The organism is Pseudomonas sp. FBF18 (assembly GCF_024261405.1).
Classification (GTDB): Bacteria; Pseudomonadota; Gammaproteobacteria; order Pseudomonadales; family Pseudomonadaceae; genus Aquipseudomonas; species Aquipseudomonas palmensis.
Map to the genome: position 1 here is coordinate 234,489 of NZ_QKRS01000006.1, position 25,612 is coordinate 260,100.

The following is a 25,612-nucleotide window of genomic DNA, read 5'->3' on the forward strand; positions in this document are numbered from 1 at the left end:
CTCAGCGGTTGCCGCGCCGGCTCATGAACGCCAGGCGCTCCAGCAACTGCACGTCCTGCTCGTTCTTGACCAGCGCACCGGCCAGCGGCGGGATGGCCTTGGTCGGGTCGCGCTCGCGCAATACCGCTTCGCCGATGTTGTCGGCCATCAGCAGCTTGAGCCAGTCGACCAGCTCGGAGGTGGAGGGTTTTTTCTTCAGGCCCGGCACCTTGCGCACGTCGAAGAACACGTCCAGCGCCTCGCTGACCAGGTCCTGCTTGATGTTGGGGTAGTGCACGTCGACGATCTGCTGCAGCGTGGCGCGATCGGGGAAGGCGATGTAGTGGAAGAAGCAGCGACGCAGGAAGGCGTCGGGCAGTTCCTTCTCGTTGTTGGAGGTAATGATGATGATCGGGCGCTGTTTGGCCTTGATGGTCTCGTCGATCTCGTAGACGTAGAACTCCATCTTGTCGAGTTCCTGCAGCAGGTCGTTGGGGAACTCGATGTCGGCCTTGTCGATTTCGTCGATCAGCAGGATGACCCGCTCCTCGGCTTCGAAGGCCTCCCACAACTTGCCCTTTTTCAGGTAGTTGCGCACGTCGTGCACCTTGTCCACGCCCAGCTGCGAGTCGCGCAGGCGGCTGACCGCATCGTACTCGTAGAGGCCCTGGTGGGCCTTGGTGGTGGACTTGATGTGCCAGGTGATCAGCTTGGCACCGAAGGCTTCGGCCAGTTGCTCGGCGAGCATGGTCTTGCCGGTGCCGGGTTCGCCCTTGACCAGCAGCGGGCGCTCCAGGGTGATCGCCGCGTTGACGGCCAGTTTCAGGTCATCTGTGGCGACGTATGCGCTGGTGCCTTCGAACTTCATGTACCGATCCTCAAAAATGGTCATGCGGTGACTATCATGCGACGACTATAACGCGGGGCTTGCGTGGCTGTGAACGCGGACGGGGTATTCAGTCTGTGGATGATTGGTCATGGAACCGGGGTGGCAGGCCTGGCCTCGTCGCTGGCTTGCCAGCGAAAGGGCCAGTACCGCCATGGATCAGTCAGCTTTCGGCGGCCCCTGTTCATACCGCGCATTGAATGCCTGCACGAAGCCGTTGCGCAGAATCTGCAAAAACGCCTCGAACGCGCTGATATCGCTGTGATGCACGCTGCCGCTGAGCTCCACGCGCGTGGCGAACTGGTTCTTGCGCTGGTTCTTGAGCACCGTTTCGGTACCGCCCACCAGGGCTTCCCAGATCGAGCGCAGAAACCCCTTGTCCTTGTTCTCCACGTCCTGCTGCCAGTTGAACACTTCGACATCGCGCAACAACGGCTTGATGTAGCCCTTGAGCTGGCCCTTGTTCGCCTCGGCCTCGATCACCACGTCGCCGTGCCCGGCATTGAAGTCGAACTTGCCGTAGGCGCTGGCAAAGTCGTTCATCTGGCGCAGCTGGATGCCGGTGGCGCGCAGGCGGAACTGGAAGTCCTCGAAGTTGCTCAGCGGGTCGAAGGTGGCCGTGCTTTCCACCCGCGCGTCGCCCAGCAGCCGGGCCTTGCCCTCGAAGCGGGCGTCGCGCTTGCCTTCGACGTCCACCACGTTGGTCAGGTTGTAGACGCTGGCGTTGAGCTGGGTCGCTTCAAGGCTGACCGGCGGTTTGGAATTGAAGTTGCGAAAGGTCAGGGTGCCGTCGTCTATGCGCAGCTCGTTGAGGGTGATCGGCAGCAGCTTGCTCAGCTGCGCGCGCCAGTCGGTGCCCTTACCGGTCTGCGACGCCTGGGTGTTGCCGCCATCGACGAAGTTCAGTTTCGGGCGCAGGAAGGTCACTTCGGCCACCACGGCATGGTCGTACCACAGTGAATGCCAGCTCACCGACAGGTCGATCAGCGGCGCCTCCAGAAACGGCACCGGCACCTTGCCCGTGGTCTTGACGATGGTCAGGCCGTTGATCTTGTAGGCACCCCGCCACAGGGCCAGGTCGACATCGGTGACCTGGCCGCGGTAGTCGCCCATGTCGGCGAGCTTTTCGTTCAGGTAGTTGCGTACCAGGATCGGCAGCGTCAGGTGCAGGGCCAGCAGCAACAGTGCAATGCCCAGCAGCCCCCACAGGGGCCAGCGGTAGCGGCGTTTCATCAGCGTGGGTTCCGTGATTGAGGATGATCGGTTGACCGCCGCACGGGCGCATCGGTTCGTTCGGGGTGGACGCACCGCAGGGGCAGGCATACCCTTGAAGTTTTCGCACGGTGCCAAAAGGACCCAAGCCATGAGCCGTATCTTCGCTGACAACGCGCACTCCATCGGCAACACGCCGCTGGTGCAGATCAACCGCATCGCCCCGCGGGGCGTGACCATCCTGGCCAAGATCGAGGGGCGCAACCCCGGCTATTCGGTCAAGTGCCGGATCGGCGCGAACATGATCTGGGACGCCGAAAGCAGCGGCCGGCTCAAGCCGGGCATGACCATCGTCGAGCCGACCTCGGGCAACACCGGTATCGGCCTGGCCTTCGTGGCCGCTGCGCGCGGCTACAAGCTGATGCTGACCATGCCGGCCTCGATGAGCATCGAGCGGCGCAAGGTACTCAAGGCGCTGGGCGCCGAGCTGGTGCTGACCGAGCCTGCCAAGGGCATGAAGGGCGCGATCGAGAAGGCCGCCGAAATCGTAGCCAGCGATCCGGCCACCTACTTCATGCCGGCGCAGTTCGACAACCCGGCCAACCCGGCCATTCACGAGAAGACCACCGGACCGGAAATCTGGAACGACACCGACGGCGGGGTCGATGTGCTGGTTGCCGGCGTGGGCACCGGCGGCACCATCACCGGTGTGTCGCGCTACATCAAGAACACCCAGGGCAAGCCGATTCTGTCGGTGGCGGTCGAGCCGCTGGTGTCTCCGGTGATCACCCAGGCCCTGGCCGGCCAGGAAATCAAGCCCAACCCGCACAAGATCCAGGGCATCGGCGCAGGTTTCGTACCCAACAACCTGGACCTGTCGATGGTCGACCAGGTCGAGCTGGCCAGCGACGAGGAGTCCAAGGCCATGGCCCTGCGCCTGATGCAGGAGGAAGGCATCCTGTGCGGTATCTCCTGTGGCGCGGCGATGGCCGTGGCGGTACGCCTGGCCGAAAAGCCGGAAATGCAGGGCAAGACCATCGTGGTGATCCTGCCCGATTCGGGCGAGCGCTACCTGTCGAGCATGCTCTTCAGCGACCTGTTCACCGAGCAGGAAAACCAGCAGTAACCACCGCCAGGCTCCACCGAGGCTGATCCGCCTCAATGTTCGGCGCACTGCGTTGTTGCACAATTGCCAACACTGAATGTCCGGCCCCGGTTGTTTTTACCGGGGCCGGATCGGTTTATCATGTCCGATTATCCGGCAGCGATGGCCTGATCGAAATTCAAGGAGTGTTGCATGACCTTTTCCTTTGTCGCCAAGGCAGGTGTACTGCTGCTGTTCTTCGGCAGCACCCTGTACGTGCACCTGCGCGGCAAGGCGCGTTTGCCCGTGTTGCGCCAGTTCGTCAACCATTCGGCGCTGTTCGCCCCCTATAACGCCCTGATGTACCTGTTTTCCGGGGTGCCTTCCAAGCCCTACCTGGACCGTAGCCGCTTCCCCGAGCTGGACGTGCTCAAGGACAACTGGCAGGTGATCCGCGAGGAGGCCATGCACCTGTTCGACGAGGGCTACATCCGCGCCGCCGAAAAAGACAACGATGCCGGCTTCGGTTCGTTCTTCAAGAAGGGTTGGAAGCGCTTCTACCTGAAGTGGTACGACAAGGCGCTGCCATCGGCCGAGGCGCTGTGCCCCCGCACCGTCGAGCTGGTCAACAGCATCCCCAACGTCAAGGGCGCGATGTTCGCCCTGCTGCCGGGCGGCAGCCACCTGAACCCGCACCGCGACCCGTTCGGCGGTTCGCTGCGCTATCACCTGGGGCTGTCCACGCCGAACTCGGACGACTGCCGCATCTATGTCGACGGCCAGGTGTATGCCTGGCGCGATGGCGAAGACGTGATGTTCGATGAAACCTACGTGCACTGGGTGAAGAACGAAACCGAGACCACCCGGGTGATCCTGTTCTGCGATATCGAGCGACCGCTGACCAGCCCGCTGATGACCCGCATCAACCGCAAGGTCAGTGCCTTCCTGGGCCGGGCCACCGCGCCGCAGAACACCGACGACGAGCGCGTGGGCGGCATCAACCAGGCGTATGCCTGGAGCAAACGCTTCAGTACCGTGATCAGCAGCCGGGTCAAGACCTTCAAGCGCGCCAACCCCAAGGCCTACCGCGTGCTGCGCCCGGTGCTGGCGGTGCTGGTTGCTTACCTGCTGTACCGCTGGCTGTTCTGACCACACTCGGTGCAAGGTTGGCCCCTGCCGGGGCGGGCCTTGCACCGTGTCGCGAGTGTGGCTATATTCACCCACAGTTCACCTCACCGAAGACCTGCACATGCCAGCTTCCCGCCCCACCACCGTATTCGCTACCGCGCCCGACGCGGTCGTGGTCGTGCGTGGGTCCCAGCAGCCGGTCATGATCAGTCACTACCCTCCACCTGTCAGTAGCCCCGTGGCGTGCGTTGTCGCACCACCCGGCGTGGTTGTAGTGCTGGGCTGAGCGGCCACTGGCTGCGCCCCCACCACACCTGAACCCTACTGAATACGGCCGGCTGCACCGCGCAGCTCGACCGTTCGGCTTACTTGCCCGAATACAGGTGGCATTTCATGTCAGTTATCTCGAAACAATCCGTGGCCTCGGCGGCCACCACCAGCCTGTTCGTCCTGCTCTGGAGCAGCGGCGCCATCGTCTCCAAGCTCGGCCTGGCGCAGGCCTCGCCCTTTGCCTTTCTGCTGATCCGCTTTGCGATTGCCTTTGTCGGCCTGCTGCTGCTCGGCCCGTTGCTGCGCCTGCACTGGCCACGCGGTCGCGGCCCGTTGCTGCAAGCCATCGCCACCGGCTGCGTGCTGCTCGGTGCCTACCAGATCTTCTACCTGCTGGCGCTGGACCTGAAGGTGACGCCCGGCATCATGGCCACCGTGATGGGCGTGCAGCCGATCCTCACGGTGGTGCTGATGGAGCGCAAGCGTTCGTTCAGCCGGCTGTTCGGCCTGAGCCTGGGGCTGATCGGGCTGGTGATGGTGGTGTACCAGGGCATCGGCCTGGGCGGCATCTCGCTGGCGGGCATGCTGTTCGCGCTGCTGGCGCTGGCCAGCATGACGTTCGGCTCGATCATGCAGAAGCGCATCACCAGCAACCCGGTGGGCACGCTGCCCTTGCAGTACCTGGCGGGCCTGCTGATGTGCGCGCTGTTTGCACCGTTCCAGCCGCTGGCGGTCAACCCCAATGCCAGCTTTGTGTTCTCGGTGCTGTGGATGGGCCTGGTGGTGTCGTTGCTGGCGACCTTGCTGCTGTACCGGCTGATCGCCAAGGGCAACCTGGTCAATGTCACCAGCCTGTTCTACCTGGTGCCGGCGGTGACGGCGGTGATGGACTACCTGATCTTCGGCAATCGCCTGGCGGCCTTGAGCCTGCTGGGCATGGGCTTGATCGTGGTGGGCCTGCTGTTCGTGTTCCGCAAGCCCGCGACCAAGCCTGACACGGTGGATCAGTCGCTGGCCAGCTGACGGGCCTGGCGGGCCGGCTTGAGCACCAGCCACAAGGCCACGGCAATCAGCAGCCCGCCATACAGGTGCGCCATCGACAGGGGCTCGTCCAGCAGCCACGCGCCCCACAGCACGCCGAAGGCCGGGATCATGAAGGTCACGGTGGTGGATTTTACCGGGCCGATTTCGCTGATCAGGCGAAAGTACAGGATGTAGGCGAAGGCGGTGCACAACAGGCCCAGCCCCAGCAGCGACAACCACACCTGCCAGCCGCCCCAGCTGGCAGGTGGCTGGGTGATCACGCTGAAGCCGAACAGCGGCAGCAACAGCAAGGTGGCGCCCATCATGCTGCCCAGCGCCGACAGGCGACTGTCCAGGCCGCCCTGCTGGTCGAGCCAGCGCCGCGCCAGATACCCCGAGAAGCCATAGCAGGTGGTGGCCGCCAGGCACGAGAGGGCGCCCTGCATGAGCCTGGCGTCGAAGGCCACCGGCCCCGCGCCACTGAGAATCCCGACCCCGAACAGGCCCAGGAAGATGCCGCCCAGCTTGGGCAGGGTCATGGCCTCGCGAAAGAACAGCGCGCCGATCAGCACGCCCATCAGCGGCGTGGTGGCGTTGAAGATCGCCGAGTAGCCGGCGGGCAGCACCTGTGCGGCCACCGAGTAGAGCGTTGCGGGTATTCCCGAGTTGATCATGCCCAGAAACAGGCAGGCCTTGAGTTTGCCCTGGAAGTCCCAGCGCACGCGCAGCAGGGCGAGAATCACCAGCAACCCGGCGCAGGCGATGGAGACGCGAAAGAAGGCGGTGGGCAGGGTGCCCAGCACCGGCGCAATGATGCGCATGAACAGAAAACTGGCCCCCCACACGGCAGCGAGAATCAACAGTCGGGTGATGGCGATGGGGCTCACGGGGGTTCTCCGGGTAACAGGGGCAGGGGCGGGAGTTTACGGTAAAAGCCAGGGTGGGCTCTCTCGCTTTCTTGCGGTGTCAATTCGGGCGCTTTCGCCAGCACCGCTGGCTCCTGCTGTGGGGGCGGTATCTGTAGGAGCCGGCCTTGCCGGCGAAGGGCGCGAAACGGTTCCTAAGTAGGCTATCGCAGCCTTGCGTGACTGGCTAAGCTCAGGTCTTTGAAATTCCCGCAGAGGTCTTACCCATGCCCCAACAATGGCCGGCCGCCGCCATCGCCCGGATGATTCTCGATGGCTTCGACAGCTACCGTGAGCACTTTCGCCAGATCACCGACGGGGCACGCCAACGCTTCGAGCTCGCGCAATGGCAGCAGATCCAGACGGCCTCGGCGGCACGTATCAATCTCTACGAGGAAAAGGTCAGCGAGGTCAGCGGCTGGCTGGCCGGCGCTTTCGAGCCCGAGGTTCTGCTGGATGCGACGTTCTGGCCGCTGGTCAAGAGCGCCTACATCAGCCTGATCGACCCGCGCCTGGACGATGAGCTTTCCGAAACCTGGTACAACTCGATCTTCTGCAGCCTGTTCAGCCATGACCTGATCAGCGACGGCTGCATGTTCATCCATACCACGCGCCCGGCACTGCGCGCCCATGAGCGCGCCGCGCAGACCCGCACCTACCGTCCCCAGGGCGGGCTGGGCGAGATGCTCGCGCAGGTCTTCGCCGACTACGCCTTCGCGGTGCCCTTCGCCGACCTGCCCGGCGACCTGGCGCGCCTGGAGGCGCAGTTGCGCGAGAACCTGCCCGATTGGGTGTGCAAGGACCCGCAACTGCAGGTGGAGCTGTTTTCCTCGGTGCTCTATCGCAACAAGGGGGCCTACCTGGTGGGCCGGCTGTTCACCCACGATGAACAGTGGCCGCTGGTGATTCCGCTGCTGCACCACGAAGGCCACGGCATCGAAATCGATGCGCTGATCACCGATGAAGCCGATGTGTCGATCATCTTCTCGTTCACTCGCTCGTACTTCATGGTCGATGTGCCGGTGCCGGCCGAGTTCGTGGGCTTTCTCAAGCGCATCCTGCCGGGCAAGCACATCGCCGAGCTGTACACCTCCATCGGTTTCTACAAGCACGGCAAGTCCGAGTTCTACCGGGCGCTGATCAATCATCTGGCCAGTACCGATGACCGCTTCATCATGGCCCCCGGCGTGCGCGGCATGGTCATGAGCGTGTTCACCCTGCCGGGCTTCAACACCGTGTTCAAGATCATCAAGGACCGCTTCTCGCCGTCCAAGAGTGTCGACCGCGCCACGGTCATCGAGAAGTACCGCCTGGTAAAGAGCGTCGACCGCGTGGGGCGCATGGCCGATACCCAGGAGTTCGCCGACTTTCGCTTCCCGCTGGGCAAGTTCGAGCCCGAGTGCCTGGCCGAGCTGCTGGAAGTGGCGCCGTCGACCGTGGTGGTGGAGGGCGACACGGTGCTTATCCGCCACTGCTGGACCGAGCGGCGCATGACCCCGCTGAACCTGTACCTGGAAAACGCCAACGAGGCCCAGGTGCGCGAGGCGCTGGAGGACTACGGGCTGGCGATCAAGCAATTGGCGGCGGCGAACATCTTCCCCGGCGACATGCTGCTGAAGAACTTTGGCGTTACCCGGCATGGGCGGGTGGTGTTCTATGACTATGACGAGATCTGCTTTCTGACCGAAGCCAACTTCCGCTATATCCCGCCGCCGCGTTTCCCCGAGGACGAGATGGCCAGCGAGCCGTGGTACTCGATCGGGCCGCTGGACGTGTTCCCCGAGGAGTTCCCGCCGTTTCTGTTTGCCGATATCGGCCAGCGGCGCCTGTTCAGCCAGCTGCATGGCGAGTTGTATGACGCCGATTACTGGAAGGGGCTGCAGGCGGCGATACGGGAGGGGAAGGTGATCGATGTGTTCCCGTACCGGCGCAAGTGCCGGGAGAACTGAGCAGCTTCGCCGGCCTTGCCGGCGCCAAGGGGAAGCGCGTCGCGCCTGTAGGAGCCGGCCTTGCCGGCGAATCGGTTCAGGATTGCAGGCACTTGAGCTTGCTGAAGTCCTGCTGCACCTTGGCCAGCCTGCCCTGCAGGTGCTGACGTTGCTGCTCGCTGCTCTGCGCCATCAGGTCCACCAGCAGGCTGCGCGCCTCCTGTTCGGTACGCTGGTAGGCCATGCGGTACTCCGGCGTCCACAGGCTTTCGCGCTGCTTGAGCAGTTGTTCCAGCCTTGGTTCGAATGCCTCGCTGCGCCGTTGCTCCATCGCCGCAGTGAACTGCGCCTGCCAGTGTGCGCGGTTGGCGATCCACTGACGGTTCTGTTCGCCCAACGCCTGTGACCACTGCGCCACGCGCAGGCGCTGCTGCGGGTTCAGTTCGCCCAGCCATGGCGTCAGGCGTTTTTCCATGCGCTGCTGGCGCTGCTCGATCTGCCTGGCCAGCGGCGTCTTCACATACTTGGCCTCGCGCTCGCGAATGTCTTCGGCAAACGCCTCGCGCATGTCGCTGACCTGTTCGTCGTCCATGCCGCGCAGCAGCTGCGTGGCCGACGGCATGATCTGGTCGGCCACCTCGGCGATGGCCTGCTTGGCCTGCTCGGTGCGCAGCCTTAGCTGCGCGTCGGTGACCTCGTTGTGCGCGACCATCTGTCGAATATCGCCCAGCCATGTCAGATAGCCCGGCAGCTGTGTACGACAATGCCATGCCAGGTGCGCCTTGAGTCGTTCGTCCAGCCAGCCTTTCTGCTGGCGATTCATGCTCAGGTAGTCGCTCAGCGACCAGGGCACCAGTACATCGAGGTTGCGGTAGGCGAGGTCCATGCGGTTGCAGCCGACCAGCAGCAGCGTCGACAGCACCAGCAGCGAAAGGCAGCGAAACAACGTGGACAGGCAGGCATCCATGGGTGCATATCCTTGCAGGGGCGTGCTTGTGTTTATAGAACAACGGCGCGCCTGGCGGTTCCCGTAGCGTGTAGAATGCCAGCCTCGCAACGAGGATTTCAGCAAATGGCTTTAGTTGGGCGTTACAACACTTTGCAAGTGGTCAAGCACACGGATTTCGGTCTGTACCTGGACGGCGGGGCGGACGGCGAGATCCTGCTGCCCAACCGTTACATCCCCAAGGACACGCCCACCGAGGTCGAGGACTGGCTCAACGTCTTCGTCTACCTCGACAGCGAAGACAAGCTGATCGCCACTACCGAGAAGACCAAACTGCAGGTGGGCGAGTTCGCCAGCCTCAAGGTGGTGGAAATCAACAGCATCGGCATCTTCCTCGACTGGGGCCTGCCCAAGGACCTGTTGATGCCGTACTCCGAAGAAAAACGCCAGATGAAGGCGGGCGAGTACTGCGTGGTGCATGCCTACCTCGACAAGCGCACCCGGCGCATCACCGCCACCGCGCGCCTGGACCGCTACCTCGACAAGCTGCCGGCCAACTACAGCGTGGGCCAGGAAGTCGACCTGCTGGTGGTCGAGGAAACCCCGATGGGGTTCAAGGCCATCATCAACAACAAGCACTGGGGCCTGATCCACAAGAACGAAGTGTTCAAGTTCTTGCGTTCGGGCAAGCAGGAGAAGGGCTACATCAAGGAGCTGCGCAGCGACGGCAAGATCGCCCTGAGCCTGCAGCCGGTCGGCCAGGCCCTGGCCAGCACGCTGAACGACAAGATCCTCGACAAGCTCAAGGCCGCCAACGGCGTGCTGCCGGTCAGCGACAAGAGCGACCCGCAGGTGATCAGCGACCTGTTCGGGGTGAGCAAGGGCAACTTCAAGAAAGCGATCGGCGCCCTGTACAAGGACGGGCGCATCGTGATTCACGCCGACCGCATCGAACTGGTCTGATCAGACCTGCACGAAGGCGGCAAAACTCAGGTTTTCGCCGCCTGGACGCAAGTCCTGCAGCAGCGAGTCGCGGTCGGCGCTCAGCGCCAGGCTGATGGTCGAGCGACGCTTGCCCGGCTTGCGTACTTCCATCTTCTCCAGGTGCGCGCGCAGGAAGTTGACCGGCACCTTGAGGTGCTGCAACTGGTCGGTCTCCGGGGTGTAGAGCAGCAGGTTGACCCAGTCGGCCACGCTCTTGGGCAGCACCAGCTTCACCGGCACATCGAACCACCACAGGCTGCGCTTGGTATCGAGCACGGCAAACAGGGTGTTGTCGCTGTTGAGCACAGGGCGTTCCAGCGCCTGGTTGCGACGGGCGATGGCGGTGGGTTTGTCGAGTTTCATGCAGGTTCCTACGGGTGACGCTTGAAAGGTCGGCCATTGTGCTGGGATTGCGCTGAAAACTAAAGCGGGGCCTGCTGACAGGGCCGACCATTCGCAGACGATCCCTGCCGACGAATGGCCACCCCGCGGTCCTCAGCGTGCCAGCGCCTTGCTCAACTCCGAGGTGGCCCCGTCGGACCGGGTGACCGTCGCGGTGAACGCCTGCAGCCCATCTGCTTGCGGCAATACATACTCGAACTGCGCCTGACCCTTGGCATCCGTCGCCACCATCACTTCGCCCAGATACTGCTCCGCTTCACCGGCCTTTGAGTCAGCATTGCCGAACACCTCCACCCGCAACAGGCTGTCGGGCTCGCCACTCACCTGGCCCAGCAAGCGGTCACCTTTGACTGCCTTGAGCAGCGGGGCCGCCTGATCGTGATTGGGTACCGGCTGGCAACCCTGCGGTGCGGCCTTGTCGGTGCAGATGATCGCCCGGTTGGTGCCCGACGGGTCGACACCGATGCCACGCGAGCCCACATAGATCGCATGCTCCAGCGCCGGCACCGAAAACACGATGGCACCGGTGCGCTGATCGGGCACGCACGAACCGCCCGCTTCGCAGCGCCGGATATCCTGGCTGTTGTTCCAGATGCGGTTGGCGGTCAGGCGGTTGCTGGTGGAGGTCGGCTCCGGGCGCAGCGCCACGCCGATGCGGTTGCCGTGGATCAGGTTGCCATCGAGGATGTTGCCCGCACCGCTGACGCTCACGCCAATGGAGTTGCCGGTAAAGGTGTTGGCCCCCAGGTAATTGCGCTGGCCCCAGTTGATCTGCAGACCGTCGGAATAGTCCTCGAAGCGGTTGCGCACCACCGTGTTGTCATTGCCCCACAGGATCTCGATGCCCTGGGAGGGCTCCGCGTTGGCCGGGGTGGAGCGAAACAGGTTGTCGGCCACCAGGTTGAACGCCGCGCCGCGGGTCAGCTCCAGGCCGTCGCCGTTGTCCACCAGCTGGTTGCGCAGCACCTTGTTGTTCACCGTGGTGGTGGCGGTCGAATTGCCCTGGCCGTCGTCGCCGGTCAGCATGATGCCGGCGCCACCCTTGTTGGCGGTGATGCGGTTGTCCTGGATGACGTTGTGGCTGGCGCGGTTGACCAGGATGCCGATGCAGAAATTACGCACATCCAGGCCGGAAATCTCCACGCCCTGGGTATCGCGTATCACCAGCCCCGGGCCGGTGGTGGTGCGCACATTGGTGCCGAACTGTCCGGGCACGGCGCCAGGGCATGCGCGCGTGCCGTTGCCGACGATATAGGCCGAACCGTCGATGGCGATGTACTCGCCGCTGCGCTTCCAGGCCGCACCTTCGAGGCTGACCGGGCCGAGAATCGGCGGCAGGGCCGAAGCGGGCTTGATCACGTAGGGCGGCTGGCCGACCGGGCGGATCTCGATCCGGTAGGCGCCGGGCGCCTGGTTGTTGCGCTCGATGGCCCAGCGCAGGCTGCCGGGCTGTTCGTCGTCGGCATAGCGATCGACCACCAGGGTGGTCAGGGCGGCGGGCTGTACGGCAGGTGCTGCGTGCAGGGCATGGGCAGGTACGGCCAGCAGCAGGGCTGCCAGCAAGGGGGAGATACGCATGGGTAGTGATCGCTGTGTCTGTTGTTTTTATCGCGCCCGGGCTGCAGGGCGCTGGTGCCCGATTCTAGGCAAAGCCGACAGCCCCTGGCGCAGGCCAGGCACGATTGGGTGCGATATTCGCCCGCTGTTTATCCATTGTGGGAATCCACACCGCACAAAAATATTTGAAACTCTCGCAGAAGCGGGCGGGTCCATTGACTGTCGACACTGACAGCTATCTGTTCCCCTTCAGGAGAAATGCCATGAGCAGCACTTCGGACAAAGCAAAAGGCTTGGCCAACGAAGCGGTAGGCAACATCAAGCAAGGCGTGGGCAAGGTGACCGATAACGATAAACTGCGCGCCGAGGGCAAGGCCCAGGAAGTCAAGGGCGAAACCCAGCAGGCAGTGGGCAAGGCCAAGGATGCGGTCAAGGATGCTGTGAAAAAGCCCTGACCGGCTGCGCGTGTAGCCGATAACGGCCATCTTCGGGTGGCCGTTCTGCTGTCTGTGGCAATCAATCGTAACCTCACAGACGTGGTCTACTAGACTACCGTCAGGTAAAACACCCCCCCAACGCTTGGATTACTGCCTATGACAGTGGAGCGGCGAAAGGAGACGCTATGATTTTCCCCAACTTGCACGGCCTGCCGTTGCATCGTGTTCTGGTGCGCACGGTAAGCGAGTTTCTCGATGACGAGATGTCCACCTATGCGTCGGCCCTGGCCTACCAGATGCTGTTTTCGCTGTTCCCCTTCCTGCTGTTCCTGATCGCCCTGATCGGGTTTCTGCATCTGCCCGACTTCTTCACCTGGCTGCGCCTGCAGTCGGAACTGGTGTTGCCGCCCCAGGCGCTGGAGCAGGTCAACCCGGTGATCGACCAGTTGCAGCAATCCAAGGGCGGGCTGCTCTCGGTAGGTATCGTGATCGCCCTGTGGACCGCGTCGGCGGGCGTGCGCCTGATGATGAGCGCGATGAACGCCGCCTATGACGTGGTGGAAGGGCGCCCGGTGTGGAAGCGCATCCCGCTCTCGGTGCTGTATACCGTCGGAATCGCCGGCATGCTGCTGGCCGCCGCCGCCTTGATGGTGCTCGGCCCGCAGGTGATGGAATGGATCGCCTCGCAGGTAGGCATGCAGGAGTTCATCGTCACGCTGTGGACCATTCTGCGCTGGCCGGCCATCATCATCCTGATGATGGTGGCGGTGGCATTGATCTATTACGTGATGCCCGATGTGGAGCAGGAATTTCGCTTCATCACCCCCGGCTCGGTACTGGCGGTGGTGGTGTGGATCATCGCGTCGCTGGGGTTTGGCTACTACGTCAAGACGTTTGCCGACTACAACGCGATGTACGGCAGCATCGGTGCGATCATCGTGCTGTTGCTGTACTTCTATATTTCTGCCGCAGTATTGCTGCTGGGGGCGGAGATGAATGCGGTGATCGAGCACATGTCGGCCGAAGGCAAGGACCCTGGCGAGAAGGAAATGCCCGACGACGATGCGCCGGAACATGATAAAAAGCATGTTTCCGGGTTGGGGCGCGATCACTCCATCCCGTCCGATTCCGCGCCTGAACCCGTGAGCCGAGCCCCGCATGATTCGTGACATCCTGAAGATGGGCGACGAGCGCCTGTTGCGCGTTGCACCGCCCGTACCGGCCCGCCTGTTCGGCACTGCCGAGCTGGAGCAGCTGATTGCCGACATGTTCGACACCATGCAGCACGTGGGCGGCGTGGGGCTGGCGGCGCCGCAGATCGGGGTCGACCTGCAACTGGTGATCTTCGGCTTCGAGCGTAGCGAGCGCTACCCGGATGCCGAGCCCGTGCCGCAGACCATTCTGCTCAACCCGGTGATCACCCCGGTGGGCACCGAGGTCGAGGATGGCTGGGAGGGCTGCCTGTCGGTGCCCGGCCTGCGCGGCGTGGTCAGCCGCTACCGGCACATTCGCTACAGCGGGGTCGACCCGCAGGGCCAGCCCATCGAGCGCTCGGCAGAGGGTTTTCATGCGCGGGTGGTGCAGCACGAATGCGATCACCTGATCGGTCGCCTGTACCCCTCGCGCATTCATGACTTCAGCAAGTTCGGTTATACCGAGGTGCTGTTCCCGGGGCTGGACCCGGCCAGCGACGACTGATCCCGCGCCAACGCGATCAACGATTTGCTGCGCTGATAGCGCGCCAGGCGCTCATTGAGCTGCAGCGGCAGTGCGCCGGCAGGGCTGAACCCCAGTGGCTGGTAGAAGGCCAGCAGGTCCGGGTGGCAGAACAGCCACACCGTGCCCGGCTTGCCGGCGCAGGCATGCTCGATCAGTTGTCGTGCAATGCGCCGGCCGCGCCAGGCGGGTGCCACCAGCAAGCCGGTCAGCCAGAACCCCTCGGTTACCGCGCTCATGTTCACTGCGGCGACAAGCTCACCCGCACGCGCCACCCAGGCCTCGCCCTTGGCACTGGCACGCATGGCCGTACCTTCGGCGCGATAGAATTTGTTCAGCAAAGGGCGCTCGGCAGCGCTTAGCAGGCTGTAGCGTATTTCACTCACGGCGGTTTCCAGCAAGGGCTCTGGCACGGGCTTTTACACGGGCTTGGGTAGGCTGTCGAGGGCTTGTCGTGCGGTTATTGTTACCGAGGCGGTAACAGTGAATGTCTGGCTTCGGGCTTCAACCACCTTCGCAACCTTATAAACTTGACCCATCCCAGCAACTAGAAGCGTAACGGGATCGGTACTTCGTGTTATGTCCATTCGTTGATATGACAACTTCTCCGCGCCAACTCGGCTGATGAAGTCAAACACTTCGTTTGATTGCTTTGCAGGCCTAATACCATGAAAACCTTACTTGCACTTGTATTGGTGGGTGTCTCTTCGTTCGCCTTGGCGGACGAGGTCAAGACCGCTGCTGCGCAGCCGGTGGTCGAGCAATATGACTATTCGACCAACCTGGACATCGCCCGGGTGATCAGCCTCTCGACCCTGCCCAATGTCTGCGAAGTGGTGCCGGCCACCATGACCTATGAAGACCATCAGGGCCAGCGCCACACCATCGAGTACCGCGCCATGGGCGATGGCTGCAGCCAGGGCTGATCATTACAGGTCACTGGGCTGTTGTTCCCGGGCCAGGAGCGCCTGCTTGCGCTCCACGCCCCAGCGGTAGCCGGACAGGTTGCCATCACTGCGTACGACCCGATGACAGGGCACTGCCACCGCCAGGCTGTTGGCGGCGCACGCCTGGGCCACCGCCCTGACTGCCCTGGGCGCGCCAATGCGCTGGGCGATCTCGGCGTAGCTGGCGGTGCTGCCTGCCGGGATGCTGCGCAACGCCTGCCACACCCGCTCCTGGAAGGCCGTGCCGCGCAGGTCCAGCGGCAGGTCCAGGCCCAGGGCGGGCGCTTCTATGAACCCCACCACCTTGGCCACCCACTGCTCGAATTCGGCGTCGGCGCCAATCAGTTCGGCCTTGGGAAACTTGTCCTGCAGGTCGTGCAGCAACGCCTCGGGGTCGTCGCCCAGCAGGATGGCGCACACCCCGCGCTCGCTTTGGGCCACCAACAGCGCGCCGAGTGAGCACTGGGCAATGGCAAAGCGGATCGAGGCATTGGCGCCGCCCGCGCGATAGGCGGCTGGGGTCATGCCCAGCCGGGCGTTGCTGTCTTCGTAGAAACGGCTGTTGGAGTTGTAGCCAGCCTTGTACAGGGCGTCGGTGATCGAGCCCGGCTGCTCAAGCTGCCGGCGTACCTTGTGCGCGCGTCTGGCATTGGCGTAGGCCTTGGGGGTGAGGCCGGTCGCCGCCTTGAACACCCGGTGGAAGTGATACGGGCTCATGCCGACATGGGCGGCCACTTGCTTGAGGCTGGGCTCGACCTCGGCCGTTTCGATCAGCTGGCAGGCCCGGGTGACCTGGGTGGCATGCTGCTCGGCCAGTTGGCGCGGGTCGGCGGCGTAGTGCCGGCTGGGGCGATAGCCGGCGGCCTCGGCCTGGGCGGCAGTGTCGAAGAACTCGACGTTCTCCGGGCGCGGCAACCGTGACGGGCTGGAGGCGCGGCAGTAGACCCCGGTGGTGCGAACCCCATAGACGAAATCATCATCCGCCGCGGCGTCGCGGGCCAGCACGGCTTGCCAGCGTGGGTCGTTGACATCGATCGAAGGTGTGCGGGGCATGGCGTGTGGCTCTTGGCTGAGGGCGATGTGGTGAGGGTAGGTGGCGCCGTGCGGGGCGGCACTCCGGGTCTTGCGGTGGAATTCGCCCGGGTTTCAGCCGGTGGCGGGTACGCGCCACAGGTACCAGGCGGCCACGGTGCGATACGGGCTCCACGGGGCGCCGAGTTCCAGCATCTGCTTGCGCGTGGGCTGGGCGGGCAGGGCGAACAGGCGACGGTAGCCTTCGCGCACGCCAAAGTCATCGGCGGGCAGGGTGTCCATGTGTTCAAGGGTGTAGATCAGCAGCATCTCCACGGTCCAGCGTCCAACCCCGCGCAGTTGCGTCAGGCGCTCGATCAGGCTGGTTTCGTCGAGACGGCGGGCCAGCTCATGGTCGGGTACCAGGCCGTCGAGGCGAGCCTGGGCGATGCCCTGGATAGTGGCCAGCTTGCTCGCGGAAAACCCGCAGGCACGCAGTTGCTCGGGCGCGGTGGCCAGCAGTTGCTCGGGGCTGGGGAAGGCCTGCCCGGGGTACAGCGCCAGGAACCGCCGCAGGATCGCTTCGGCGGCCCTGGCGTGCAATTGCTGGTAGGCAATCGACCTGACCAGCGCCTGATACGGGTCGCGGGTGGGCAGCGTTTGGTGCAGGCATGGGCCGATGCGCTCGATATGCGCGGCCCACTTCGGGTCGAGGCTGGCCAGGTGGGCGCAGGCCTGGGTGTAGAACAGCGGGTTCATGCCGGTTTCCGTGGGTAAGGGAGCAGGTTCAGTGTAGAAAAGGTGACTGGGGTTTCACTCCGGATGTTGCGATTGAATTGGAGGGCCTCTTCGCCGGCACCGGTACCGCGTTCTCTGCAGGAGCCGGTCTTGCCGGCGAAGGGGCAGCCCGCTCACCCTGAAACCACTGCCGCCACCCTTTCCAGCGCCTGCTTCAACTGCGCCCGGCTCTGCGCCGCCGACAGGCTGATGCGCACCGCTGCCCGGTCGCCCTGGCGCACCGCGAACACCTCGGCTGGCACCACTGCCACGCCGGCATCACGGCACGCTGTGGCGCGCACACCGTTGACCCAGACATGCGGCGAAGGCACATCCCCCACCAATGCCTTGCCCAGTATCCGCCTGGCCATCCGCCAGCGCTGACCCACTTCTTCACGCTGCCAGGCCACGCGTCGCGTCGCGGTGCCGTCATCGATCCAGCGGCAGGCGATCTCCAGGTCCAGCGGCGACACCGGCCAGTGTGTTGCCTGGGCATGCGGGTCGATGCGCGCCAGCAACTCGGCGCTGCCGACGATCCAGCCCAGGCGCAAACCGGCCGCGACGCTCTTCGACAGGCTGGTGACCAGCACGCCGCGCCCGCCCACCTGTGCCAGCAGCGCCGGGGTATCGGCCAGGGCACCGTAGACATCATCTTCGATCAGGGTCAGGGCATGGCGCTCGATCACTGCGGCAATGGCGGCCTGGCGCGCAGCGCCCATGCAGGCGCCGGTGGGGTTCTGCAGGGTCGGCGTCAGCACCACGACCCGCGCGCCGGTGGCCCGTGCGACACGGTCCAGGTCGTCGGGCAGGATGCCCTGGCCGTCCAGCGCAACCTCGTGCAACGGCAGGCGCAACTGTCGACAGGCCGCCTTGATGCCGGGTGCGGTCAAGGCCTCGACCATCACGGCGTCTCCTGGCTGGCACAGCGAAAGCAGCACGTTGAACAACCCCAGCTGGGCACCGCCGCACAGCAGCACCTGGCGCTCGTCCAGTTGCAGGCCGCGCCGGCGCAGCCAGGCGGCGCCCTGAAGGCGCCCGCGCAGCAACTGTTCGGCACCCAGGTAATGCTCGAGCTGGCCGGCAGGGCCTTGTTCCAGCAGATGGCGCAAGGCATGCGCCAGGTCGGGGTTGCTGTCGTCGGCCACCGGCACATTGGTCGACAGGTCGATCTGCGTCGCTTGCTGGCCGGGTTGCTTGAGGCGGAACAGCGTGGCTTCCTTGCTGCCCGCCAGCACGTAGGTGCCTCGCCCTACCTCCCCGGACACCAGGTGCCGGGCCGCTGCCTCGCGGTACGCCTGCTGGGTGGTGCTGGGGTTCAGGCCCAGGTTCCAGGCCAGGCGCCGCTGCGGCGGCAGGCGCTCGCCCACTTTCAGCTCGCCGCTTTCGATCGCCCGCGCAATCGCCTCGACCAGTTCGAGGTAGCGGGGCAGGGAGGTGTCGCCTAGGGTGGGGGTCCACATTTATTGTTGGCCATGCAATATAAGGGTTCACCCATACAATGCGGCGCGACTAGGATCAGGTCAATTCCCCTGGCCATCGAGGTGCCTCATGTTCGACCTGTCCGCCCTGCGCGACGCTGCCCGCCTGGTACACACCCGCGTTCCTGCCACGCCCCAGTACGCCTGGCCGCGCCTGGCCGAACGCGTGGGCTGCCAGGTGTGGGTCAAGCACGAGAATCACGCGCCCACCGGTGCCTTCAAGGTTCGCGGCGGGCTGCTGTACGTGCAGGCGCTGCTGGCGCGCTCACCCACGGTGCGCGGGCTGGTCACCGCCACCCGTGGCAACCACGGGCAGAGCCTGGCGCTGGCGGCGCGCAGTGCCGGGTTGCCGATCATCATCGTGGTGCCCGAGGGCAACTCGCGGGAAAAGAATGCCGCCATGCGCGCGCTGGGTGCGCAACTGGTGGAGCATGGCGCCGATTTCGACCTGGCGCGGGCCGAGGCGGCGCGACTGGCGCAGGTGCACGGCTATGAAAGCGTGCCGCCGTTCCACCCGGACCTGATCCGCGGCGTGGCCACCTACGCGCTGGAGCTGTTCGAGGCCGTACCGGCGCTGGACTGCGTGTACGTGCCGATCGGCATGGGCTCGGGCATCTGCGGGCTGATTCGTACCCGTGACCTGCTGGGGCTGCACACCGAGATCGTCGGGGTGGTGTCCACCGAGGCCGATGCCTTTGCCTCGAGTTTCGAGCAGAACCGCATCGTCACCACCGAAACCGCCAACACCTTCGCCGACGGCATGGCATGCCGCATGCCCTTGCCCGAGGCGTTCGAGATCATCCGCCAGGGCGCGGCGCGGGTGGTGCGCGTCAGCGACCCTGAAATCGCCAACGCCATGCGCATCTTCCACGAAGACACGCACAACACCGCCGAAGGCGCCGGTGCGGCGGGGCTGGCGGCGTTGTTGCAGGAGCGCGAGCGCCAGCAGGGGCGCAAGGTGGCAGTGGTGCTCAGTGGCGCCAATATCGACCGGGAGCGGTATGCGCAGGTGCTGTCGGGTCACTGAAAGATCCTGAATGACTCCTTTGGAAAAAATGCTATCTTATTTTGATAGCATTTTCCGATGAACAATCGATATCGAAAGACCCTCGATGCCATTTTTCGGATACCGACCCTTTCTTCTGTGGTCTTCTCCGATATTGAAGCGCTGGTTCTCCATCTTGGGGGGGCGGGTCATCGAGCGTGAGGGCTCAAGGCTCAAGCTGGTGCTGGGCGATCAGCAGTGGCGCTGCCACCGCCCGCACCCAGGCAAAGAGGCCAAGCGATATCAGGTTGAAGAAGCCCGTGAATTTCTCTCGCGGGCAGGAGTTCAGGTATGAGCAGCATGACTTACAAGGGCTATTCGGCTCGTGTCGAATACGACGCACGCGACGATATCTTCGTCGGGCGGGTACTCGGGGTTCGAGACATCATCAGTTTTCACGCAAGCTCCGTGAGTGCGCTGCATGAAGCGTTTAGCCTGGCGCTTGAAGACTACCTGGCCGATTGTGCTGAACAGGGCATCGCTCCCGAGAAACCGGCTTCTGGCAAGGTGATGCTGCGTATCCGGCCAGAGGTGCACGCCGCTGCCAGCATCGCGGCGCAGGCTGCAGGCAAGAGTCTCAATCAATGGGCCGATGAGGTCTTCGAGCGGGCCGCGCGGGCCTGAGCACGGCAATTTCTTCCAATACACCACCCTCCCTCACTGAGTCTAATGGCGCCTGCCCTTCATCGTCGGTAGTCGAGCGTTCATGCCATTTTCCAACGGATTTCTTCTCAGCCTGTCGTTGTGCCTGGATATAGGCGTGGCCAATATCGCCATGATCACCCTGGCCATGCAGCGCGGCTTTCTGCAGGGCTTCTGGCTGGGGCTGGGCACCTGTGTGGGGGATCTGATCTATGCCGTGGCCGCATTGCTCGGCATGACCGTGCTGCTGCAGTTCACCAGCGTGCGCTGGGTGTTGTGGGTGGGCGGTTCGCTTTTGCTGGTGTGGTTTGCACTGAAGATGCTGCTGGCCGCCTGGCGCGGCAATGCGCATATGGACACCAGCCAGCAGATGGTGCGCGAATCGCCCTGGCGCGAGTTTCTGCGCGGCATCTTTCTGGCCATGTCTTCGCCCAGCGCGATCCTGTGGTTTGCCGCGGTCGGCGGGGTGCTGATCTCGCGCTCCGGCGCAGGCGGCATGCTCGAGGCCGGGTTGTTTCTCAGCGGGTTCTTCATTGCCGGGCTGCTGTGGTGCGCGTCGCTGTGCACCTTGGCCAGCCACGGCGGGCGCCTGCTGGGCGACCGTCTGCTGACCTGGTCGTACCTGGCCTCGGCGGGCATCTTCTGCTATTTCGCGGTGTACGTGATCGTATCGGGCTACCGCGAATTCATCCTCGCCGCGCCGGTCGCCGGGGCGGGTCTATAATCAGTCGGTCACCGGCAAGCAGGTGTCGCGCTCAGCGGAGGGCCTGTCATGAAAGGTCTGGATGCGAAAAAATCGGTCAAGAAGAAACCCGCCAAAACCGCCAAGGAAAAACGCACGGCAAAACGTTCCAAGGACGGGACGGCAGGCTTTTTGCCGCATTGACCGGTCAGGGCTGCGCCAGCAGCTCTTTTGCTTATGAAGGCTTGAACGCCTGCCAGTAATGATGGGGCGTGGCGCCCATTACCCGGCGAAAACTGTTGATGAAATGGCTCTGGTCGTAGAAGCCCAGAAGCTGGGCCACGTCCAGCGGGTGCAGGCCGGCGCGCAGGCAACGGCGTGCCTCGATCAGGCGCAGTTGCATGTGGTACTGCAGGGGTGCCAGCCCTGTGGCCTTCTTGAAGCTGCGCACGAAGTGGTACTTGCTCAACCCGGCCACCTGCGCAAGCTCGTCCAGCTCAAGCTTGTGCCCCAGGTGCTGGCGCATGAACTGCAGCGCCTGGGCCAATGCGTGGCTGTATTCGCCGGGCCTGCCGGGCGACTGCTCCAGCCATTGCGCCAGCAGGGCCAACAAGGCTTCCTCCTGATGGCCGGAGTGTGCCGGCGCACGGGCGAAGGCCACGATCGCCTGGCACAGCGCAGGCTGGTCGAACACGCCTTGCTCGAACAGCGGGCTGTTCAGGTTGTTCTGGCTGACCAACCGGGCTATCGCCTCGGGCGCCATGTGCAGGCTGATGTACTCCACGCCTGCCGGGTCGAAGGTGGAGGCCTGCACCGCCAGCGGGTTGTACAGGGTCACCTGACCCGGCGCCGCCTGCAGCTCACGTCCGTCCAGCCAGATCTGCTCGCAACCGCTCAGGTTAACGCCCAGCACATACTCGTCATGGGCATGACGCGGAAAGCTGGCGGCGCTGGCCCTGACCCAGTAGGCCTCGACCAGGCCGCCCGCCTGCAGGTGCTCGGTAACCAGCGCCATGGGACGCTATCAGCCGATGGTGATCGGCGGCGGGCTCACCAGATCGACGCTCTGCTGCTTGCGCGGGGCGAGGATCTCGGCTTCGCCGTCCACCACCAGTTCGTCGTGCTGGTTGAACACGCGGGTGGCAATGCGCACGCGGAACTTGGGCAGCTTCTCGAGGATTTCCAGGCGCACGGTCAGGGTGTCGCCGATCTTCACCGGCTTCTGGAAGCTCATCTGCTGGCCCAGGTAGATGGTGCCGGGGCCGGGCAGTTCGCAGGCCACTGCGGCACTGATCAGCGCGCCGCTGAACATGCCGTGGGCAATGCGTTCCTTGAACATGCTCCTGGCCGCGAATTCGGCATCCAGGTGCACCGGGTTGTGGTCACCGGACATCGCGGCGAACAGCTGGATGTCGCGTTCTTCGACCGTCTTGCTGAAGCTGGCGGTCTGGCCCACTTCGAGGGCTTCGTAAGGCGTGTTGGTGACCTGGGTCATGCAGGCTGTTTCCTTCAAGGTTCGGACAAGGTGCGTACTGTATCACTCGCTGCGGGCCGGGCGGCCCTGGGTCAGCGCCTGCTCGAGCCAGGCGATGAGCGCCGCCGTCACCTCGTCACGGTTGGTTTCGTTGAGCAGTTCATGGCGTGCCTGCGGGTAGAGCTGCAATTGCACGCGCTGATTGCCGGCAAGGCGCAGGGCGCCGACCAGATCCTTCAGACGCTTGCCGGCGCTCACCGGATCACATTCGCCGCCCATCACCAGGATCGGCAGGTTGGGATCGATCTGTGCCAGGTGCCGCGGCTGGCTGATGTGTTCCAGGCCCATCAGCAGGTCGACCCACAGGCGGTTGGTGCAGCGAAACCCGCACAGCGGGTCGGCCACGTAGGCGTCGACCTCGGCGCTGTCGCGGCTGAGCCAATCGAAGGCCGTGCGGTTGGGCTTGAACGCCTTGTTGAACGAACCGAACGACAGCCAGTCGATCAGGGCGCTGCGTCCCAGCGGGCCCTGGCGCCAGGCTTCGAGGCGGGCGATCACGCAGGCCGCGCGGTACAGCGCCGGTGGCTGGAAGTTGGAGCCGCTGAGCACCGCCCCCTGCAGGCTGGCGCTGTGGTGCAGCAGGTAGGCCTGGACGATGTAGCTGCCCATGCTGTGGCCGAACAGGAACAGCGGGGCGCCCGGGTGCTGCTGGCCGATGTGCTGGGCCAGGCTGGCCAGGTCGTTGACCACGCTGTCCCAGCCCTGGTGGCTTGCGAACAGCCCCAGGGTGCCGTGTTCGGCGGTGCGCCCGTGGCCGCGCTGGTCGTGGGCATACAGCGCGAAGCCGGCAGCGCTCAGGGCCTGCCCGAGGCGCTGGTAGCGCCCGGCATGCTCGGCCATGCCATGGGCCAGCAGCACCACGGCCCGGATCGGCGCGGCGGGCAGCCATTGATACACATGCAGGCTGCAATGGTTGCTGGCCGGCAGCCAGAACACGTCGTGGTTCATGGCGGTTCCCTTGCGCAAGTGGCTGATCCTGCAAGTGTATAGCCCATTTGTGTAATTGAACGGATGATGGCAACAAGATTCAGAATGTTAATGACAGGTCTTGGCATGTTTGCCCCCTGCGGCTTAACTGCTAACGTCGGCACACGATGCGATTTTCTGCATGCAGGCAGCCCACAGGCTCAGGAATGAGGACAAGAATAAATGCAAGCTGACTTCTGGAATGACAAGCGCCCCGCGGGCGTGCCCTCACATATCGACCTGACTGTCTACAAGTCGGTGCTGGAGGTGTTCGAGCGCTCCTGCAAGCGCTTCGCCGACCGCCCGGCGTTCACCAACCTGGGCGTCACCCTGACCTACGCCGATCTGGATCGCCAGTCCGCGGCCTTTGCCGGCTACCTGCAACAGCACACCGACCTGGTCCCGGGTGATCGCATCGCGGTGCAGATGCCCAACGTGCTGCAGTACCCGATTGCCGTGTTCGGCGCGATGCGCGCCGGGCTGATCGTGGTCAACACCAACCCGCTGTACACCGCGCGCGAGATGCGCCACCAGTTCAAGGACTCCGGCGCCCGTGCCCTGGTGTACCTGAACATGTTCGGCAAGCTGGTGCAGGAGGTGCTGCCCGATACCGGCATCGAGGTGCTGATCGAGGCGAAGATGGGCGACCTGCTGCCGCTGGCCAAGGGCTGGCTGGTGAACACCGTTGTGGCACGGGTCAAGAAGATGGTGCCGGCGTATCACCTGCCCCAGGCGGTGCCGTTCCGGCAGGTGATGCGCCAGGGCCGTGGCCATGCGCTCAAGCCGGTGCAGGTGACGCTCGATGACGTGGCGGTGCTGCAGTACACCGGCGGCACCACCGGCCTGCCCAAGGGCGCGATGCTCACCCACGGCAACCTGGTGGCCAACATGCTGCAGGTGCTGGCGTGCTTTTCGCAGCTGGGGCCGGACGGGCAGAGAATGATCAAGGAAGGCCAGGAGGTGATGATCGCGCCGCTGCCGCTGTATCACATCTATGCCTTCACCGCGAACTGCATGTGCATGATGGTCACCGGCAATCACAACGTGCTGATCACCAACCCGCGCGACATACCGGGCTTTGTCAAAGAGCTGAAAAAGTGGCGCTTCTCGGCATTGCTGGGCCTGAACACGCTGTTCGTGGCACTGATGGAAAATCCGGATTTCAAGAACCTGGACTTCTCCTCGCTGAAGGTCACCAACTCCGGCGGCACGGCGCTGGTCAAGGCCACTGCCGAGCGCTGGGAGAGCATCACGGGGTGTCGCATCGTCGAAGGCTATGGCCTGACCGAAACCTCGCCGGTGGCCAGCACCAACCCCTACGGCCAGCAGGCGCGCCTGGGTACGGTCGGCATACCGCTGCCCGATACCGCGTACAAGGTGATCGATGATGACGGCAACGAGCTGGCCCTGGGCGAGCGCGGCGAGCTGTGCATCAAGGGGCCGCAGGTGATGAAGGGCTACTGGCAGCGTCCGGACGCCACCGCCGAGGTACTCGATGCGCAGGGCTGGCTCAAGACCGGCGATATTGCAGTGATCGACCCGGACGGCTTCACGCGCATCGTCGACCGCAAGAAGGACATGATCATCGTGTCGGGCTTCAACGTGTACCCCAACGAGATCGAGGACGTGGTGATGGCGCACCCCAAGGTGGCCAACTGCGCGGCCATCGGAGTGCCGGACGAGCGTTCCGGCGAGGCGGTGAAACTGTTCGTGGTGCCACGCGATGGCGGCGTGAGCGTCGAGGAGCTCAAGGCCTACTGCAAGGCCAACTTCACCGGCTACAAGGTGCCCAAGCAGATCGTGCTGCGTGATTCGCTGCCGATGACCCCGGTGGGCAAGATCCTGCGCCGGGAATTGCGCGATATCGCCTGAAAGCCATTCGCCGGCCAGGCTGGCTCCTACTTTGCCGTGTAGGAGCCGGCCTTGCCGGCGAAGCTTTTGCTGAATAGACCCTTTACTCTAAAAATGACTACTGGGTATTCGTTAGTCATTTATGTGACTTTGCGGCCCACTTTGGCTCTAGGCGCCCTCTGGCAAAGCTGCTACTCTCGGCGCGCTTCTGATGCTTCGGTT

Annotated in this window: 26 protein-coding genes; 13 read left to right on the plus strand and 13 right to left on the minus strand. The window is 64.1% G+C overall.

What is annotated here, in order from left to right:
• Window position 1 precedes the first annotated feature (1 nt).
• Both DN387_RS12420 and DN387_RS12425 read right to left on the minus strand, forming a co-directional pair.
• Window positions 2-847 carry a MoxR family ATPase gene (locus tag DN387_RS12420; RefSeq protein ID WP_043864188.1) on the minus strand — a complete coding sequence of 282 codons (846 nt, stop codon included), beginning with the start codon at window positions 845-847 and terminating at the stop codon, window positions 2-4.
• A gap of 177 nt (window positions 848-1,024) precedes the next feature.
• Window positions 1,025-2,098: a DUF748 domain-containing protein gene (locus DN387_RS12425; RefSeq protein ID WP_054914958.1), complete on the minus strand. Its 1,074-nt coding sequence runs from the start codon at window positions 2,096-2,098 to the stop codon at window positions 1,025-1,027.
• Window positions 2,099-2,228: 130 nt separating this feature from the next.
• Here DN387_RS12425 and cysK point away from each other — a divergent pair, with 130 nt between their 5' ends.
• The 3 genes from cysK to DN387_RS12440 all read left to right on the plus strand — a co-directional run bounded on the left by cysK (window position 2,229) and on the right by DN387_RS12440 (window position 5,582).
• Entirely contained in the window at window positions 2,229-3,203 is a 975-nt protein-coding gene (gene cysK, locus DN387_RS12430) for a cysteine synthase A (protein ID WP_043864186.1), read from the plus strand.
• 171 nt (window positions 3,204-3,374) lie between these two features.
• Complete coding sequence (locus tag DN387_RS12435) at window positions 3,375-4,310, plus strand: aspartyl/asparaginyl beta-hydroxylase domain-containing protein (protein ID WP_043864185.1); 936 nt, start codon at window positions 3,375-3,377, stop codon at window positions 4,308-4,310.
• Window positions 4,311-4,682: 372 nt separating this feature from the next.
• Complete coding sequence (locus tag DN387_RS12440) at window positions 4,683-5,582, plus strand: DMT family transporter (RefSeq protein ID WP_054914957.1); 900 nt, start codon at window positions 4,683-4,685, stop codon at window positions 5,580-5,582.
• On the opposite strand, the gene DN387_RS12445 is transcribed toward DN387_RS12440, so the two are convergent.
• Entirely contained in the window at window positions 5,564-6,469 is a 906-nt protein-coding gene (locus DN387_RS12445; protein ID WP_054914956.1) for a DMT family transporter, read from the minus strand. The two genes, DN387_RS12440 and DN387_RS12445, sit on opposite strands and share 19 nt — an antisense overlap.
• Before the next feature lie 245 nt (window positions 6,470-6,714).
• Here DN387_RS12445 and aceK point away from each other — a divergent pair, with 245 nt between their 5' ends.
• The gene (gene aceK / locus DN387_RS12450; RefSeq protein ID WP_043864182.1) at window positions 6,715-8,436 is read left to right on the plus strand and encodes a bifunctional isocitrate dehydrogenase kinase/phosphatase; all 1,722 of its coding nucleotides are present in this window, start codon (window positions 6,715-6,717) and stop codon (window positions 8,434-8,436) included.
• 76 nt (window positions 8,437-8,512) lie between these two features.
• On the opposite strand, the gene DN387_RS12455 is transcribed toward aceK, so the two are convergent.
• The gene (locus DN387_RS12455) at window positions 8,513-9,301 is read right to left on the minus strand and encodes a DUF6279 family lipoprotein (RefSeq protein WP_236171545.1); all 789 of its coding nucleotides are present in this window, start codon (window positions 9,299-9,301) and stop codon (window positions 8,513-8,515) included.
• 186 nt (window positions 9,302-9,487) lie between these two features.
• Here DN387_RS12455 and DN387_RS12460 point away from each other — a divergent pair, with 186 nt between their 5' ends.
• Window positions 9,488-10,324: a S1 RNA-binding domain-containing protein gene (locus tag DN387_RS12460; protein WP_043864180.1), complete on the plus strand. Its 837-nt coding sequence runs from the start codon at window positions 9,488-9,490 to the stop codon at window positions 10,322-10,324.
• Here the strand turns inward: DN387_RS12460 and DN387_RS12465 are convergent, their stop codons facing one another.
• Together DN387_RS12465 and DN387_RS12470 are read right to left on the minus strand one after the other, a co-directional pair.
• A complete protein-coding gene (locus DN387_RS12465) occupies window positions 10,325-10,708 on the minus strand; it encodes a hypothetical protein (RefSeq protein ID WP_043864179.1) in 384 nt (127 codons plus the stop codon).
• Between the two features lie 132 nt (window positions 10,709-10,840).
• Complete coding sequence (locus DN387_RS12470) at window positions 10,841-12,325, minus strand: nitrous oxide reductase family maturation protein NosD (protein WP_054914954.1); 1,485 nt, start codon at window positions 12,323-12,325, stop codon at window positions 10,841-10,843.
• A gap of 242 nt (window positions 12,326-12,567) precedes the next feature.
• Here DN387_RS12470 and DN387_RS12475 point away from each other — a divergent pair, with 242 nt between their 5' ends.
• The 3 genes from DN387_RS12475 to def all read left to right on the plus strand — a co-directional run bounded on the left by DN387_RS12475 (window position 12,568) and on the right by def (window position 14,439).
• Entirely contained in the window at window positions 12,568-12,759 is a 192-nt protein-coding gene (locus tag DN387_RS12475) for a CsbD family protein (protein ID WP_043864177.1), read from the plus strand.
• Window positions 12,760-12,926: 167 nt separating this feature from the next.
• A complete protein-coding gene (locus DN387_RS12480) occupies window positions 12,927-13,910 on the plus strand; it encodes a YihY/virulence factor BrkB family protein (RefSeq protein ID WP_043864176.1) in 984 nt (327 codons plus the stop codon).
• Window positions 13,900-14,439, plus strand: a complete 540-nt coding sequence (gene def, locus DN387_RS12485; RefSeq protein ID WP_043864175.1) for a peptide deformylase — start codon at window positions 13,900-13,902, stop codon at window positions 14,437-14,439. Before DN387_RS12480 ends, def begins: the two co-directional genes overlap by 11 nt.
• On the opposite strand, the gene DN387_RS12490 is transcribed toward def, so the two are convergent.
• A complete protein-coding gene (locus DN387_RS12490; protein ID WP_054914953.1) occupies window positions 14,391-14,843 on the minus strand; it encodes a GNAT family N-acetyltransferase in 453 nt (150 codons plus the stop codon). The genes def and DN387_RS12490 overlap by 49 nt on opposite strands.
• A 282-nt stretch (window positions 14,844-15,125) precedes the next feature.
• Between DN387_RS12490 and DN387_RS12495 the strand changes: the two genes are divergently transcribed.
• Entirely contained in the window at window positions 15,126-15,383 is a 258-nt protein-coding gene (locus DN387_RS12495) for a DUF2790 domain-containing protein (RefSeq protein WP_043864173.1), read from the plus strand.
• Between the two features lie 3 nt (window positions 15,384-15,386).
• Here the strand turns inward: DN387_RS12495 and ada are convergent, their stop codons facing one another.
• The 3 genes from ada to DN387_RS12510 form a co-directional block, all read right to left on the minus strand.
• The gene (gene ada / locus DN387_RS12500; RefSeq protein WP_043864172.1) at window positions 15,387-16,457 is read right to left on the minus strand and encodes a bifunctional DNA-binding transcriptional regulator/O6-methylguanine-DNA methyltransferase Ada; all 1,071 of its coding nucleotides are present in this window, start codon (window positions 16,455-16,457) and stop codon (window positions 15,387-15,389) included.
• A gap of 93 nt (window positions 16,458-16,550) precedes the next feature.
• A complete protein-coding gene (locus DN387_RS12505) occupies window positions 16,551-17,174 on the minus strand; it encodes a DNA-3-methyladenine glycosylase (protein ID WP_054914952.1) in 624 nt (207 codons plus the stop codon).
• A gap of 152 nt (window positions 17,175-17,326) precedes the next feature.
• A complete protein-coding gene (locus tag DN387_RS12510; protein ID WP_054914951.1) occupies window positions 17,327-18,652 on the minus strand; it encodes a PLP-dependent aminotransferase family protein in 1,326 nt (441 codons plus the stop codon).
• Between the two features lie 88 nt (window positions 18,653-18,740).
• Here DN387_RS12510 and DN387_RS12515 point away from each other — a divergent pair, with 88 nt between their 5' ends.
• The 3 genes from DN387_RS12515 (at window position 18,741) to DN387_RS12525 (ending at window position 21,081) form a co-directional block, all read left to right on the plus strand.
• Entirely contained in the window at window positions 18,741-19,697 is a 957-nt protein-coding gene (locus DN387_RS12515) for a threonine dehydratase (protein ID WP_054914950.1), read from the plus strand.
• Between the two features lie 309 nt (window positions 19,698-20,006).
• A complete protein-coding gene (locus DN387_RS12520; RefSeq protein ID WP_043864168.1) occupies window positions 20,007-20,339 on the plus strand; it encodes a type II toxin-antitoxin system HicB family antitoxin in 333 nt (110 codons plus the stop codon).
• An 82-nt stretch (window positions 20,340-20,421) separates the two neighbouring features.
• On the plus strand, window positions 20,422-21,081 hold the full coding sequence (locus tag DN387_RS12525; protein ID WP_043864167.1) for a LysE family translocator: 660 nt from the start codon (window positions 20,422-20,424) through the stop codon (window positions 21,079-21,081).
• Between the two features lie 193 nt (window positions 21,082-21,274).
• Here the strand turns inward: DN387_RS12525 and DN387_RS12530 are convergent, their stop codons facing one another.
• Genes DN387_RS12530 through DN387_RS12540 form a run of 3 tightly spaced genes read right to left on the minus strand, consistent with a single transcriptional unit; the run spans window position 21,275 to window position 23,521 of the window.
• Window positions 21,275-22,054, minus strand: coding sequence for an AraC family transcriptional regulator (locus DN387_RS12530; protein WP_054914949.1), 780 nt, complete (start codon window positions 22,052-22,054; stop codon window positions 21,275-21,277).
• Between the two features lie 9 nt (window positions 22,055-22,063).
• Window positions 22,064-22,534, minus strand: coding sequence for a MaoC family dehydratase (locus tag DN387_RS12535; protein ID WP_043864165.1), 471 nt, complete (start codon window positions 22,532-22,534; stop codon window positions 22,064-22,066).
• Between the two features lie 42 nt (window positions 22,535-22,576).
• Entirely contained in the window at window positions 22,577-23,521 is a 945-nt protein-coding gene (locus DN387_RS12540) for an alpha/beta hydrolase (protein WP_054914948.1), read from the minus strand.
• 201 nt (window positions 23,522-23,722) lie between these two features.
• Here DN387_RS12540 and fadD2 point away from each other — a divergent pair, with 201 nt between their 5' ends.
• On the plus strand, window positions 23,723-25,411 hold the full coding sequence (fadD2, locus tag DN387_RS12545) for a long-chain-fatty-acid--CoA ligase FadD2 (protein ID WP_043864163.1): 1,689 nt from the start codon (window positions 23,723-23,725) through the stop codon (window positions 25,409-25,411).
• The last annotated feature ends 201 nt before the right edge of the window (window positions 25,412-25,612 follow it).

What these genes read in the sequence shown, in the direction of transcription:
- DN387_RS12420 (WP_043864188.1), bottom strand. Translation starts at nt 847, where the DNA reads ATGAAGTTCGAAGGCACCAGCGCATACGTCGCCACAGATGACCTGAAA.
- DN387_RS12425 (WP_054914958.1), bottom strand. Translation starts at nt 2,098, where the DNA reads ATGAAACGCCGCTACCGCTGGCCCCTGTGGGGGCTGCTGGGCATTGCA.
- cysK (WP_043864186.1), top strand. Translation starts at nt 2,229, where the DNA reads ATGAGCCGTATCTTCGCTGACAACGCGCACTCCATCGGCAACACGCCG.
- DN387_RS12435 (WP_043864185.1), top strand. Translation starts at nt 3,375, where the DNA reads ATGACCTTTTCCTTTGTCGCCAAGGCAGGTGTACTGCTGCTGTTCTTC.
- DN387_RS12440 (WP_054914957.1), top strand. Translation starts at nt 4,683, where the DNA reads ATGTCAGTTATCTCGAAACAATCCGTGGCCTCGGCGGCCACCACCAGC.
- aceK (WP_043864182.1), top strand. Translation starts at nt 6,715, where the DNA reads ATGCCCCAACAATGGCCGGCCGCCGCCATCGCCCGGATGATTCTCGAT.
- DN387_RS12455 (WP_236171545.1), bottom strand. Translation starts at nt 9,301, where the DNA reads ATGGACCTCGCCTACCGCAACCTCGATGTACTGGTGCCCTGGTCGCTG.
- DN387_RS12460 (WP_043864180.1), top strand. Translation starts at nt 9,488, where the DNA reads ATGGCTTTAGTTGGGCGTTACAACACTTTGCAAGTGGTCAAGCACACG.
- DN387_RS12465 (WP_043864179.1), bottom strand. Translation starts at nt 10,708, where the DNA reads ATGAAACTCGACAAACCCACCGCCATCGCCCGTCGCAACCAGGCGCTG.
- DN387_RS12470 (WP_054914954.1), bottom strand. Translation starts at nt 12,325, where the DNA reads ATGCGTATCTCCCCCTTGCTGGCAGCCCTGCTGCTGGCCGTACCTGCC.
- DN387_RS12475 (WP_043864177.1), top strand. Translation starts at nt 12,568, where the DNA reads ATGAGCAGCACTTCGGACAAAGCAAAAGGCTTGGCCAACGAAGCGGTA.
- DN387_RS12480 (WP_043864176.1), top strand. Translation starts at nt 12,927, where the DNA reads ATGATTTTCCCCAACTTGCACGGCCTGCCGTTGCATCGTGTTCTGGTG.
- def (WP_043864175.1), top strand. Translation starts at nt 13,900, where the DNA reads ATGATTCGTGACATCCTGAAGATGGGCGACGAGCGCCTGTTGCGCGTT.
- DN387_RS12495 (WP_043864173.1), top strand. Translation starts at nt 15,126, where the DNA reads ATGAAAACCTTACTTGCACTTGTATTGGTGGGTGTCTCTTCGTTCGCC.
- ada (WP_043864172.1), bottom strand. Translation starts at nt 16,457, where the DNA reads ATGCCCCGCACACCTTCGATCGATGTCAACGACCCACGCTGGCAAGCC.
- DN387_RS12505 (WP_054914952.1), bottom strand. Translation starts at nt 17,174, where the DNA reads ATGAACCCGCTGTTCTACACCCAGGCCTGCGCCCACCTGGCCAGCCTC.
- DN387_RS12510 (WP_054914951.1), bottom strand. Translation starts at nt 18,652, where the DNA reads ATGTGGACCCCCACCCTAGGCGACACCTCCCTGCCCCGCTACCTCGAA.
- DN387_RS12515 (WP_054914950.1), top strand. Translation starts at nt 18,741, where the DNA reads ATGTTCGACCTGTCCGCCCTGCGCGACGCTGCCCGCCTGGTACACACC.
- DN387_RS12520 (WP_043864168.1), top strand. Translation starts at nt 20,007, where the DNA reads ATGAGCAGCATGACTTACAAGGGCTATTCGGCTCGTGTCGAATACGAC.
- DN387_RS12525 (WP_043864167.1), top strand. Translation starts at nt 20,422, where the DNA reads ATGCCATTTTCCAACGGATTTCTTCTCAGCCTGTCGTTGTGCCTGGAT.
- DN387_RS12530 (WP_054914949.1), bottom strand. Translation starts at nt 22,054, where the DNA reads ATGGCGCTGGTTACCGAGCACCTGCAGGCGGGCGGCCTGGTCGAGGCC.
- DN387_RS12535 (WP_043864165.1), bottom strand. Translation starts at nt 22,534, where the DNA reads ATGACCCAGGTCACCAACACGCCTTACGAAGCCCTCGAAGTGGGCCAG.
- DN387_RS12540 (WP_054914948.1), bottom strand. Translation starts at nt 23,521, where the DNA reads ATGAACCACGACGTGTTCTGGCTGCCGGCCAGCAACCATTGCAGCCTG.
- fadD2 (WP_043864163.1), top strand. Translation starts at nt 23,723, where the DNA reads ATGCAAGCTGACTTCTGGAATGACAAGCGCCCCGCGGGCGTGCCCTCA.